Here is a 13,467-nt window from a genome sequence, read left to right on the forward strand (position 1 = left end):
ACAGTCCATCCGTATGCGAATTGTCGAGGTCCGGCGCGGGACCGGACATCGGAACCGACGCCCCCTCCCCCGCGCCGCCCCTTACTTCCACCATGCGCCGGGCCGGGCGCGATGTCACCCGGGGCTCGCCCCGCCTCATAACGGTGCGGCGGTTCCGTAGCGGCCTCGGCGCCGGAGGCCTCGCCTGACGGCCCGGCCATCCCGTCCTCGCGGGCGTTCGCGCGGGCGGAACCGGCATGTCCGCTGCCGCGACTCCAGTGGTCGGGCAGAACGTCGTGGGTGTGGCGCGCGTCCTTCGGAAGCCGGCCCTCGAGTCGCCGGGTCGAAGACGAACGGCCCGTCGGCAACCGGACTTCCGTCGTAGCCCACGCAGGCGGGCGTGAACTCCTGGACGGTGGCGCGTGAGCCGAGGCCGCCGCCCCCGTCCGGTCCCCGCACGGCAGGCGAAGTCCGGCTTCATTACGGCTTCTCGGGTGCGGGCGAACCGTCCCGGTCGATCTCCGCGAGGGGACGAGACCCTTCGAGTGAAGAACCGGGACAAGGCCGCCTGATTGGCGGTTCGCTGGCTGCCGGGGAGTTTTCCAGACCATACGTTCAACTCCGGCGCTCACGGCGGCGGCACTCGTGCGCAGAGTTCGTCCGCACCTGCCACAGACCACGAAGCCAGGAGGAACAGTCATGCGCCTGACCCGCTGCGCTCTCGCTGCCGCATCGGTGGCGGCTTCCGTCTCGGCCTTCGGCCTGCCCCTCTTCCTCATGGACCGGACATCCCACGGTTCCGATGCCACGCGGGTCCGCATGGTCGGAGCCTCCGGCACGTCGCTGGGCAAGGCCGAATCGTCCTGGCCACTCTCCACGAATCCGGGCCCGCAGGAATCAGTGCGCCCCTGTCACTCTTACGGCGGCCCGTACTGCGATCGGGTCGCAGCATACTGGGGCGGCTGTGACAGGGAGTGGGGCCTGAGCTTCGGAATCAAGAACCCCAACTGGATCTGCCCCCACGACCCCCGCCCGACCTCCTCGGCCACGCCGACCTCCTCGGCCACGCCGACGTCCTCCGGAAGCGGCAGTTCCTCCTGACCGGTTCCGCCGGGACGCCGGCCGTTCCCCCTCGCTACGGCTGGGCCGGCGGCACCTCGGGCTCCTGATCCGATGCACCGTCAGGGGTCGGAGGTGCGGCCGGTCCCTGTTCCGGCCGAGTGGCACGCTTCCGACGGCGTCGGCGAAGCCAGGCCGCAGCCAGCGCTCCCAGAACCATCAGCAGGCCGCCGGACGCGATCCCGATGCGCTTCGCGCCCAGGCGCCCAATGCTTTCACCGAAGGTCTCGCCACCGGGCGGAGGAGAGAGGCTGGTGCCGCCGGAGGTGGAGGTCTCCGGTGCGGGCTGGCCGTTGTGCCCCTGGTCCCCTCCCTCGGGTGACGGGGCGCCGGACGGGCCACCTCCGTCGGCAGCCACACCGTCGTGCGGACGCGCGTGGTCATCGCGGTCACCGTCCTCGTGGTGGCGGTGGTCGTCGTCGTAGAAGTCGTCGACGCAGCGGGCGGCTGCGAAGGGGAAGGCTCGCTCGTGGCGGTCGAAGGCCTTGACCACGAAGACCGGGTGTTCCCTGAAGAAGCCACGGATCTGGAACTCGTACTGGTTGCTGGTCTGGGTGGGATAGTTCACGTCCAAATACGTTGAAACGGAGAAGTTGTCCCATGGCGCCTCCGGCGACGAGGACGAGGACGGCGGACTCCCCTGGAGAACGAGAGCCTCCGGCCCACGCCGGCTGTTGGTCAGAATCGCCCTGAGGGTTCTGTCGATGAGCACGACGCGGCGGGCGCTGAAGCAGTGGCGCCAGGGACTGTAGTGACGGCGGTGCCCCTCCCCGTGCCCCTCCCCGTACCCCTCCCCGTACCCCTCCCCCTCCCCATACCCTTCTCCTGCCCCTTCCCCGTCCTCTTGCCGGGGCCACGGGGAACCGGGCGCGTGCAGTGTGGACGCCTGCGCGGCGACGCCTGCAGGCGCAGGAGCAAGAGCGATGGCCACACCGGCCAGGGACGCTGCGGCCCAGGGTCGAAGATTCACGAGGATGACCTCCAGGGGTGGCGGACGCGGGCAACCGCCTTCCGGGCGACACAGTCGAGTGTCAGAAGAAGTTAAGAGGGCCCGACTCGTCACATCGTGAACATTTCCGGGGAGCCGCCCCCTTGTCACTCAGCCGCAGCAGCTTCGTGCCCGCCGGCCGGGACTCCGAGGCCCTGGCCCCGGGCCTGGCCGGTGACGTGTGGGCCGCGGTCGACGTCCAGGCACATGCGCTCTGTCCGCCGGTCCAGCCCACGGGCGGCCTCGATCCGCTCTGCGGCGATCCCGTGGGCCTCGTCGTGCGTCCCCAGCTGCACCGGAGCGGTGCCCACGGCGGTCCACAGCCGCAGGCGGACAGCGGATCGAGGGTTCGCCAACCCCATCGCCCGCGCCGTCGGCAAGGACATCGAACTTCCCGAGTGGATCCGTCCGCGCCTGAAGAGCCGCTGGCCGGACACACCCGGCATACGCTGCGGCCTGGCTGCCGGTCCTCCGGTCCTCTAGTCCTGGTCAGTACGGATGGCGGTCGGGCTTGTCCGTCCACGCCTGGTAGGCGGGTTCGCCGAGTTCGGGGTGGATCTGCTCGATGGATCCGGCGCTGGTCGTACGGCCGTTGGAAGTCCTCGTACTGGAGAGCCACCCACCTCCTCAGGGGCGCCATGCCCCGGGCTCGGCGAGCGCCCTGTGGTACGAGTGCGCGCACGTCGAGCTGCTGGACCGCAGGTGGCGACGGCCCGTCCAGCCCCCGGCCGAAGCCGGGGGCTGGACGCACTTGTCGGCCGGCCGGTCCTGGAGACCAGGCGGCGAGGCGGCCGGCGGCCCTGGATCCATCACCGCTTGTGGCCGTTGCCGTGTCCGTTGGGGTGCAGGACCACCTTGGTCCAGCCCTCGTCACGGGCATCGAAGTGCTCGTAGGCGGTGGGGGCCTCGTCCAGGCTGAGCTCGTGGGAGACCACGAAGCTCGGCTTCGCCTTCCCGCCGACGATCAGGTCCCGCAGCGCCCGGTTGTACCTCTTCACCGGAGCCTGCCCGGTCCCCATGTGCTGGCCCTTGAACCACATCATCCCGAAGTCGATCGGAACCTTGCCCTGGGCCTCCAGCTCACCCTGGGCCTCCGTGCCGCCGGGATCATGGGGCAGGAAGACGCCCACCACGCCGATGTGGCCGGTGAACCTGACCGAGTCGATCAGTCCGTTGAGCGTGAGGCTGGCGTCCTCGTGTCCCTGAGGGTCGTGGGCCTGGTAGCCGACGCATTCGCAGCCGTTGTCGGCGCCAAGGCCGAGGGTGGCCTCCTTGACGACCTCCGCCGGATTCTGCTCGGCGGTGTTGATCGGGATGGCCCCGATCTCCTCCGCCTTGCGCAGCCGGTCGGGCTGGTGGTCCGCCGTCCAGACGCGGCCGGCGCCCCTGAGGAGGGCGGAGTAGGTCGCCATCAGCCCGACGGGACCGGCCCCGAAGACGATGGTCTGGTCGCCCGGTTTGACGTGGGCCATCTCGGTGGCGTGGTAGCCGGTCGGGAAGATGTCGGCGAGCATCACGTAGTCGGTCTGCCGCTCGGCGGCGTCCTCGCCCAGGCGCAGCGCGTTGAAGTCGCCGTAGGGCACACGCAGCAGCTCCGCCTGGCCGCCCTGGTAGGGGCCCATCTCGGCGAATCCGTAGGCGGCTCCCGCGAGGGCCGGTTCCGGCTGCATGGTCAGGCAGTAGTTGGTCAGACCCTGCTCGCACTGCTTGCAGAAGCCGCAGGCGATGTTGAAGGGCAGGACCACGTACTCGCCGACCTGCACCTTGCGGACGGCCGGGCCGACCTCCACCACCTGCCCCATGTTCTCGTGCCCCAGAGTGCGGCCGGACTCGAACGAGGTGCGGCCCTCGTACATGTGCAGGTCCGAACCGCAGATGTTGGTGGTGGTGATCTTGACGATGATGTCGCAGGGGTGTTCGATCTTCGCGTCCGGCACGTCCTTCACTGTGACCGTTCGCGGTCCTTCATATACCGCTGCTTTCATGATGACTTCCCTTGCTGCCACGGCATGACCGCGGCACGGCGATGACGAGTCGACGCGAAGAGCCCGACTCTCGGAAGGTGCTGCGCGGTCCCGGAAGTTGATGCGCGGGTCCGTGGCCGCCGGCCCTCCGGGCGGAGCTTCGGCCGACCCGGCCGCACACCTGCGGGTCCCCGTCGGCCTCCGACGCGAAACAACCCTTCACCGGTCGATCAGCCGATTTTTTTGCCCCCGAGCCACGGCACGGGCGGCCAGGCAGTGTACGGGCCCAGCCGCCCGGGGGGCTTCACCGTGCGGGGGTGCGGGGGCCGTCGCGGACGTTGGTCCGCACACGCCGTCAGCGGTGACGGCCGCCCACCCCATCGCGTAGACCCGGATTCGGCTCGCAATCCGTAAGAGGACAGCGCCGGGCCCATTCGAATTCGTGCGTACAAGATGCGTCACGATCTCATCAACTTCTTAAGGAAAGATTCAGAATCTCGACTACTTTGCCCCGAATTGGTGCGATGCCACCCCTGGACGGTCTTGCCTATGCTCCGGATCTCTTCAACCAAGAGCGAGTCAAGGAACCCTCATGCATATTCCAAGGCGGACCTTCGCCGGTCCGCTGTCCCTCGCGGTGGCACTGTCACTGGCGCTGGCCGGAGGAGCGCCGGTCGCGTTCGCCGCCAAGCCGCAGCCCAAGCCCTCCCCCGGCACGCCGTCGACGGCGGCCGCCGTCGACCCGACCGGCAGCATCGCCGCCGCCCGGGTCGCCGCGCGCTCCACCGGCCGGCGCGTCGAGGCGGTGTCCGAGCGCAGCGAGGTGTCCACCACCTGGGTCAACCCGGACGGCACGCTCACCACCGAGCTCGCCGCCGGACCGGTGCGCTTCCTGCGCGACGGCACATGGACCGACGTCGATCTGACTCTCAAGCGGGCGCCCGACGGCTCGGTGGCCCCCGCCGCACACCCGCACGCGATGAAGCTGGCCGGCCCCGGCGGCAAGCGGCCCCGCACCCTCGCGGAGTCACAGGCCGTCACGGCGCCCGCTGCCGCGGAGCCCTCCCGCACCCTGGTGTCGCTCGGCTCCGGCGACGACGAGCTGGCGCTGGAGTGGAAGGGCGGCCTGCCCGCGCCCGAGCTGGACGGCCCGCGCGCCGTGTACCGGGACGCCATCGGCGACGGCGACGGGGACCTCGTCGTCGAGGCCAACCGGAACGGCTTCGAGCAGTTCGTCACGCTCAAGAAGCGCCCGTCGACCGGGACCTACTCCTACACCATGCCGTTCCGGGCCAAGGGCCTGAAGGCCGTGGCCCAGCCGGACGGCGGCGTGCTGTTCGCCGACCGGAAGAACGGGCGCAAGCGCGCCGTACTGCCCGCGCCGGTGATGTGGGACGCCACCACCGTGACGGGGTCGAGCGAGCACCCCCGGCAGGCGAGGGTCGACCTCAGGGTCGTCCAGCACGGTGACGACGTCGACCTGGTCTTCACCCCCGACGCCGCCTTCCTGGCCGACCCGGCCACCGTCTACCCGGTAACCGTCGACCCGTCCACCACCGGGCTCGGCAACGTGCTCGACACCCGGGTCCAGAAGGGCGAGACGGTCGACTGGTCGGCCGACGTCGAGCTGTACTGGGGAAACTCCGGCACCAAGAACGCCGACGGCAGCTCGCGCGAAGCCCGTTCGCTGATCAACTGGAACACCTCCTCGATCGCGGACGCGCTGGTCCAGAACGCCACGCTGTCGCTGTACAACATCCACTCCGGCAACAGCGACTGCCTGCCCTACACCTGGGAGGTGTGGGACACCGGGCTCGCCTCCACCGCCTCGCGCTGGACCAACCAGCCCTCCTGGAACGCCAGGAAGGCCACGTCCACCGAGACCAAGGGCCGCGACGCCTGCGGCGGTGACGGCTGGATCACCGCCAACGTCACGGACCTCGTCCAGGCCTGGGCCTCGGCGAAGAACCAGGTCTCCGGGATGGGCCTGCGGGCTCCCGACGAGGTCAGCACCAAGTACTGGAAGGAGGTGAACTCCGCCAACGCCGCCACCAACGTCCCCAAGCTGACGGTCAACTACAACTACCGCCCGCGCACGGGGACCAAGCAGGAGGCCGGTCCGCCGTTCCGCCAGGACGGCACCGGCACCTGGCGGGTCGACACCACCACCCCGGTGCTCCGGGACACCTTCATCGACCCCGACGGTGACAAGGTGACCGGCACCTTCCAGCTGGTCGACGCCATCTCCGGCGCCCAGGTCGGCAACGTCAACGTCTCCGGCTACGTGCCCAGCGGCACCCCCGCCGAGGTCACCGTGCCGGCGGGCCTGCTCCAGTACGGCCACACCTACCGGTTCCGCACCTCGCCCTACGACGGCCTGCACTACAACCTGGGCTGGTCCGCCTGGGCCACCTTCAGTGTCAGCCCACTGCCGGACGTGCCGAGCCAACTGCGGACCGGTGCCCAGCAGACCCTCACGCCGGTGCTCTCCGCCCTGGTCACCAACCCCAACCAGGGCCGGCTCCGGACCGAGTTCGTGCTCAAGGGCAGCAACGGCCAGCCGCTGCCGACCTCGATCGCCCCGGCCTGGGCGGAGAGCGGCACCCGCGCCTCCGTCCAGGTGCCGGACGGCGCGGTGACCGACGGCGGCGACTACACCTGGGCCGCGCGCGCCTGCGCCGCGGTCGGCTGCTCAGCGTGGACCGCCGACCAGCCGCTGGCCGTCCGCGTCCAGGCCCCGCCGACGCCGCCCGCGCCGACCACCGTGGTCCTCACCGGTCCCACCCTCGCCGACGCCTCGGCGGCCACCGGAGGCGGCTGCGACACCGGCGCGTGCCCGGCCGCCGACCCGGCCGAACTGCGGATCGGCACCATGCCCGACGGCAGCAGCTGGACCAGCTGGCTCAAGCCCGACCTGTCGGCCGTCCCGGCCGGCTCCCGGGTGATCGGTGGCAAGCTCGCACTGACCCGCTCGGACTGCGCGACCGGTACGGCCGGCTGCGACGAGGCCGCCGTGGACGTCTTCCAGCTCGGCGGCGCCTGGGCTCCGGGCCAGGGCGGCACGGCGCTGACCGCGTCCGCCGGGGCCGAGAGCTACGCCTCCGCAGCCAAGCTGTCGGAGACCGACCTGTCCGCGCTGGTCGGCTCGTGGATCGAGAAGGGCGAGGCCTACGGCCTGGCCCTGCGCCCGCCGGCCGGCTGGACCGGCGCGGCCCGCTACTCCTCGGCCACCGCCGCCGACCCCACGAAACGGCCCGAGCTGAGCCTCGACTACCTGGCGCCGACCGCGCCGGGTGCGGCCGAACAGGTCACCACCGTCAGCGGCGACGGTGCTCTGGTCGTCTCCTGGAACGCCCCGGCCGACCGCGGTTCGGTCGGCGAGGTCGGCTACACCGTCCGGGTCGAGACCTCGGCCGGCGTCCCGGTCCAGGAGGTGACCACCGGCGATCTGCGGGCCACGTTCACCGGCCTGGACAACTCCCGCTCGTACCGCGTGGTGGTCACCGCCAGGAACAGCTACGGCGCCGCCGCCCCGGTCGCCTCGGCGGTGTCCCAGGGCACGCCGACGGCCGGCGGCCCGGACCAGTACCGCGGCTACGTCCAGGAGTACCTGGACGCCCGCAACAAGATCAAGGTGAAGGCCGGCTTCACCGCGCCGGACGCCGCCGCCGAGGCCGCGCACGGCACCGTCTTCGTCGACCTGCTGGCCACTCAGGAGGCCTCGCTGGTCGCCAACCGCGAGGCGCTGGCGACCCAGAACCAGGTGTACACCGCCGCGGCGGTCTCCCTGACCGACGTGGTGGTCGACCAGCAGACGGCCGGCAAGGTCGTCGTACGGGCCACCGTCAAGGACTCCGTGATGATCCGGTCGGGCGGCGCGGACTCGCCGAGCGAGAGCGTGGGCGCGAAGCGGTTCGAGTTCACCGTCGGCACCGCCGCGGTCCTCGTCTCCGAGGCCGACGACCTCGCGGCCCAGCAGCGGCTGTCCTCCTCCGCGGCCGCGCAGGCCCAGGTGGAGGTGGCCGACGGCACGCAGCCGGACCCGGCGGACGCCCAGAAGGCCGTGCCGCTGGACGCCAACGGCTTCCCGGTCCAGCCGGCCCCGCCGGCCGCCGGCGCCGTCCAGGCCGGGTACAACTACAACGGCACCGCCGACTGGGCCCGCCGCAACGTCAACATCGGCTGGGACTTCCCCCAGGACTGCACCAACTTCGTCTCCAAGGCGCTGTACTACGGTGGCGGCATGCGCCCCCGATACGGTTTCAAGACCTGGGACGGCGCCTGGTGGACCAACGACTACTGGCTGTTCGGCTGGCACAAGAACCGCAGCTACACGTGGGCCGGCGCGGCCAACCTGCACCGGCACCTGCTGAACTACCGGTACTCGACCTGGTTGCGCTGGACCTCCGAGGCCCGACCTGGTGACGTGGTGTTCTTCAAGTGGCGCGACGAGCCGCGGATCAACCACGCCGCGGTCGTGGTCAGCTGGGGTGCCCAGATGGAACTGCGCCAGCACGGCCGCAAGGGTGTCACCACCCTGAACGAGGTGTTGTCCTACTACCGGCAGAAGGGCGAGCCGATCGAATGGTTCGTTGTGGTGCGTCCGCTCGGGACCAACTGATGGCGGGGGGACGGCCGGTGGCGGCCGTACTGGCGGCCGTGCTCTCGGCCGGCCTCCTGGCCGGCTGTTCGAGCGGCGCCGAGGAGGCCCGGCTGGAGCACTCGGCCGACTATTCCGCCCATCCGCATCTGAAGGTCACCGGATACCCGGTGCCGGAGACGCTGGGCCTGGTACAGCAGGTGGTGTGGCGCCTGGCCGACGGCTCGGCGGACCGGCTGGTGAAGCTGGCCGCTGCGGAGGGCACGGCCGACGCGCGCCGGGCGGCGGCCGAGGTGTGGATCCGCGACTACGGCCCGGCAGCCGCCGGGGAGGTCACCGCCGACTTCGGTGACGACCCGGCGAACCGGCAGACCGTACGGATCACCTTCCACGCGACCGGCCGGGTCAAGGAGCTGACCCTCCGCCTGGACGGCCGGGACGGCTCGGGCGGCTGGCGGGTCATGCTGACCTGATCCCACCCCCACGGCGGCCGGTCGTGGCCCGGACGCGAAAGCGAGTGGTCGGGCACTCCTTCAGGAGTGCCCGACCACTCGCGGTTCCCGGCCCGGACGAACCCGGCCAGGAGGTCCGGGCAGGGTTCGGAGCATTGGCCCAATCAGCCGTACACGTTGCCGTTGACCAGTGGAAATGGAGAACTCCTGGTCGAACGAGGCGGATTCAGGTGACGATGCGGATCGTCCAGAAGTCCGATGCGAGTCCCTGCTCGGTGAGGTAGGCATACGGCATGGTGAAGTAGCCGTCCATGCCCCAGCCGGGCCCCCAGGAGTTCCGGACGATGAAGCGTTCGGTCTGGTCGTCGTAACCCACGGCCATCACGGCGTGTCCGCCGATCACCTCCTCGTCCGTCGTCGGCAGCTGTGCGACGCCGGTCTTCTTGACCTCAGCGCTCTCGAAGTCGGCGTAGACGGTGAATCCGAAGACGAACGGGAAGCCTGACGCAAGACAGGCCTTGAACTGGTTGATGTCCCGGGTAACGCGTTGGTAGCCGGTCACCGTGGACTTGAGGGCCTCCGTGTAGCAGTTCGCCGGAGGCTTCTGGCCGGCCCGTGCGGTCGGCGGGAAGGGGCCTCCGTCGGAGAGTGCGGGTGTGCCGTCGTAAGGCCACTCGTCCTCCGGGCACACACCCAGGTTTGCCACGGACTTGATCCCGTCACGCAGCTGTGCGCCCGAGTCGGTACTGGTATGACCCTCGATCACCCGCTCGTTGTAGTAGATGAACAGCCGCGACGGAACGAAGGCCTGCAGGTTCTGCCGCATGAGCTCGAACTCGAACGCCGCGGCGATGGCGTTCGCGGTACAGCTGCCGATCTCGCCCTGGTCGTAGACCGGCGGGCACTGGCCGCGCAGATCCGCCGCGGGCGGCAGGCTGATGAGCGAGAGACGCGGTGCGGAGTAGAGGAAGTCGCGGGCGTCGGGCAGATCCGGTGCCCAGCCGTAGCGGGCCGTGCGACGCGTGGTCGGATGTGGCATGGCACTCCTGTCAGATCGGTCTGTCGGCGCGCGATCGGTGACCGGGCGCGGGTGTACCGTCTGTATCCAGACCATGCCGAGATCAACCGCTCTCCAACGCACGTCCCTCGGGCAGGTCAGTACCGTGTTCGCCTGCGGGCCGTGCATCGCCGAACTCCGAGAGCGGGTCCGGAAGTAGCAGGAGCGGCGCCTGAATTCAGAACTTCATGGTCCGGATATCAGGGCCGATGAAGAACTTCGCGATCGCGATCAGCACGGCCAACTGGGCCAGTACGTAGGCGATCTGTGCGGAGAAGCCGCGGAGCTGGTAGATCGAGAGCAGCAGTCCGAAGCGGCTGGGCCACAGACGCCGCTCGGCGCGGAAGGTGTCCGCGTCCATGGCGAGGCTGGTGAGGGTCAGCACCAGGAGCATTTGGCAGATGGCGATGGCCCAGTTGCCGAGTGGCTGGTCGGTGAGGAGGTTGCCCAGGATCCCCAGGATGATCAGCAGGGTGTAGACGGCGGTCAGGCTCAGGGCGCGTGTCGGACCGCGGCGGCCGGGCAGCAGGCGCCAGAGCGCTCCCAGCACCAGGCCCGCGCCCGCCGCGGTGAGCTCCCAGAGCAGGAACTGCCGGATCATCTCGGGTGCCCCGAAGGAGTCCTGCGCGGTGTGCATCCACTCGGTCTGCTCCCCCTGGTAGAGGAACCAGAGGATGAGGAGAGTGCCGGGAAGGCCGAAGGCGGCCGCCAGCAGGGCGGCCCTGCGGGCGTTCTCCCACCACCTGGCATGCGGGCCCCAGCTCAGGGCGATGTCCATGACCGTGAACTGGACGGGCAGCCAGGGCCGTGCCGTGTTGGCGGTTCCGGTCGGCGACCGCCAGCGGTGCAGCCCGCTCAGCTCCCGTTCGACCGCGTGCCGTTCCTTCTCTGCCGCATGTCTGCTCGCGGCTCCCTCGCTCTTCCCCGGCTCCATGTCACGGAGCTCGTCGGTCAGCTCCCGGTAGCGGCGGGCACGCGCGATGAGGTCGGAGTGGCCCGCCTCGGTGATCGCTTCGCTCAGCCTCGGAGTGTCCCCGCTTCCCTCGAGGTGCTGGGCCAGGACCGCCCACCGCTTGCCGACCGCCAACAGGGCGTAGAACCCGGCGATGTCCAGGACGAGCCAGAGGACAGCCCCGGCCTGGCTTCCTGCGTACGAGCCCTGGCGGTAGGCGACCACGACGGCGAAGAACACGGCGAGCAGGAGGCAGTCCAACCTGGTGGGATCCGCGCACGGCACGGGGAACGCCAAGTCCCTGGCCCGTAGCAGGGCCATGATGGCGATGCCGGTCAGCACCCAGGTCCCGGCGACGCACCATGCGGGAAGCTGGATGGTGTAGGACACCAGATGCTCGCTCAGGAAGGAGCGGTGCAGCCAACCGTACTCCTGCACGGAGCGGTCGCTCAGCCAGCTGGCCCGCTCCCACCCGCGGTCCTGGGTCCACCACTCCCACCCCAGCAGGAGGATGGTGATCACGGCCAGGACCGGCCCGAGGCGGCGCAGCCGCCAGGGTGACGCCGGTGTCCGGATCAGTCCGCCCTCACACGCGAGCCGCCAGGTCCACAGCGCCAGGCCGGCCAGCCACAGCCACAGGAGCGCCGCGGTCATGGCCACCAGCGGGGCGAAGCTGTGGACGGACCCGGTACCGGGGGGGAACAGCTTCTGGGGAAGGCCGAACAGGGACGGCCAGCCCGCTACCAGACCGCCGACCGCCGCCACCAGCGAGGCGGCCAGCAGCACCGACCTCTTCGGACGGGCGGTGGCCGTCAACGCCCAGCCGACCAGAATCCCGATCAGGATCTTCCAACGGTCCTGACCGAGGAGTGTGTACTGCGGTGGCAGGAACGTCAGGCTGACGACAGCGCTGACCAGGCCCCACTGCAGCAGGACCGTGCTGCTGCGGATTTCGAGCCCGGTGGCCTCGATGTGGGCCGGCCGGCGACGGGCGCGTAGAGCGGCCAACGCGACGATGGCGGACATGGCCACCCACCAGGCGGCCATCCCGATCTTGTTGCTGACGAGAAACGCGCTCTTCCCGCTCACCGCCGCCCATGCGCGCTGCCACGGGGGAGCCACCCGAACCGTCAGCAAGGAGCTCGACTCCTGAGGCCGGTCAGGGTCGCCCCACCGCATGGTCCCGTTGCCGGCGGCCGAGGGTTCGGGTGCCACGCTGGATGCCTCCAGGCCGCCCAGATCGACCGCGACCGAGTCCCAACGGGCCCCTGCCAGAGCCGTCGGCGGAACGAGGGACAGCTTCCACTGGCCCGGCTGCACATCGACTTCCCACGGCCCGACGCGGAACATACCGGGTTGGTCGAACCAGAAGATCGTCGGGTACTCGACCTCGACCCAGTCAGGCTCGACGCTCACCGCCGGATTGGACGAACGCCACTCGCGTCCGCGCAGGTACTGTTGCGGAGGCCGCCCCGACTCCTGCTCGTCGCGCAGGAGACAGCGCATCGCATTGCGGTAGGAAACAGAACTCTTCTCCAGCAGCAGGCCTTCGGCGTACTCCCAGGACCTGGGTACGCGGACGGTCGTGACTCCCCGGCCCTCGACCGTGGTGTGGGCGTGGTTGGCGAGTCTGAGTTCGACGTTCACATGGGCGGCGGTCAACTGCTCCGCATGACAGCTGCTCGCGGACGGGGCATCCGCTCGGGCGGGCCGTCCGCCCCAGAGCGCCAGTAGAACCAACAACGGCACGGCGCACAGTCCCCACCGGTACAGCGCGGCGCTGCGGACCCCTGTGTTGCGACCGTGCGACGGCGGCGAGGTGTTCGTGTTCACCTCGCCGCCGTCCTCGTACTTCAACGCGCCGTGCCCCTGCTTCCCGGGCACCCGCTGATCGGACTGCACTGCAGGATCACCTGGTAGGCGTGGCTCTCGACCTCACCGCTGTCGTGTCCGGTCTTCACGAACCGCCACTGCGAGGGCTTGGTGTGACCGGTCGCGCCCGCCTTCTCGACCCGGATCTGGAGCGTGCGTGCCGCGAGGTCATGGGTCTCGACCAGGACCTCGTCGCCCGCGACCGGAAAGTGCTCGTGCAGCAGGCACAGGCCGAAACGGTCGAGGTTACCGTGCTTTTCCAGTACTTCCACGAGATCGCGAACGAACTGGCTGTCCTGCGGACCCAGTCCCTTCGCTTCCTCGAATGTCGGAAGCGTCTGCTCGGGAGCGGCCTCCTGATTTCCCATGAATTGCTCCTCGATGTCATCTGAGCGGCTTTCGGAAGCCTAGGTTCGGTGGCGAACGGCTTCAAGCCGACACCCCGCAGGGACGGCCGGCAACACCGGCGGCCCCTACTCCGGTC

The 13,467-nt window shown here is 70.1% G+C and carries 8 protein-coding genes; 2 read left to right on the plus strand and 6 right to left on the minus strand.

Annotated features, from left to right (window positions below):
• Positions 1–1,114: 1,114 nt before the first annotated feature.
• The 3 genes from BOQ63_RS03980 to BOQ63_RS03990 form a co-directional block, all read right to left on the minus strand.
• Positions 1,115–1,666, minus strand: a complete 552-nt coding sequence (locus tag BOQ63_RS03980) for a hypothetical protein (protein WP_046386664.1) — start codon at positions 1,664–1,666, stop codon at positions 1,115–1,117.
• 527 nt (positions 1,667–2,193) lie between these two features.
• Positions 2,194–2,472, minus strand: a complete 279-nt coding sequence (locus BOQ63_RS03985; protein WP_030555681.1) for a hypothetical protein — start codon at positions 2,470–2,472, stop codon at positions 2,194–2,196.
• Positions 2,473–2,895: 423 nt separating this feature from the next.
• On the minus strand, positions 2,896–4,071 hold the full coding sequence (locus BOQ63_RS03990; RefSeq protein ID WP_030555682.1) for a glutathione-independent formaldehyde dehydrogenase: 1,176 nt from the start codon (positions 4,069–4,071) through the stop codon (positions 2,896–2,898).
• Between the two features lie 571 nt (positions 4,072–4,642).
• Between BOQ63_RS03990 and BOQ63_RS03995 the strand changes: the two genes are divergently transcribed.
• Positions 4,643–8,671 (plus strand): DNRLRE domain-containing protein, encoded by a 4,029-nt coding sequence (locus BOQ63_RS03995; RefSeq protein ID WP_072653393.1) that lies wholly within the window; start codon positions 4,643–4,645, stop codon positions 8,669–8,671.
• Positions 8,671–9,123, plus strand: coding sequence for a hypothetical protein (locus BOQ63_RS04000; RefSeq protein WP_072653394.1), 453 nt, complete (start codon positions 8,671–8,673; stop codon positions 9,121–9,123). Before BOQ63_RS03995 ends, BOQ63_RS04000 begins: the two co-directional genes overlap by 1 nt.
• A 205-nt stretch (positions 9,124–9,328) precedes the next feature.
• On the opposite strand, the gene BOQ63_RS04005 is transcribed toward BOQ63_RS04000, so the two are convergent.
• The 3 genes from BOQ63_RS04005 to BOQ63_RS04015 all read right to left on the minus strand — a co-directional run bounded on the left by BOQ63_RS04005 (position 9,329) and on the right by BOQ63_RS04015 (position 13,351).
• Positions 9,329–10,141 (minus strand): C1 family peptidase, encoded by an 813-nt coding sequence (locus BOQ63_RS04005; RefSeq protein WP_030555689.1) that lies wholly within the window; start codon positions 10,139–10,141, stop codon positions 9,329–9,331.
• A gap of 196 nt (positions 10,142–10,337) precedes the next feature.
• Positions 10,338–12,995, minus strand: a complete 2,658-nt coding sequence (locus tag BOQ63_RS04010) for a DUF6185 family protein (protein ID WP_141763720.1) — start codon at positions 12,993–12,995, stop codon at positions 10,338–10,340.
• Complete coding sequence (locus tag BOQ63_RS04015) at positions 12,965–13,351, minus strand: hypothetical protein (RefSeq protein ID WP_030555694.1); 387 nt, start codon at positions 13,349–13,351, stop codon at positions 12,965–12,967. The genes BOQ63_RS04010 and BOQ63_RS04015 overlap by 31 nt, the downstream gene beginning before the upstream one ends.
• Positions 13,352–13,467: the final 116 nt, after the last annotated feature.

It is taken from the genome of Streptomyces viridifaciens (genome assembly GCF_001888885.2).
Lineage (GTDB): Bacteria > Actinomycetota > Actinomycetes > Streptomycetales > Streptomycetaceae > Kitasatospora > Kitasatospora aureofaciens.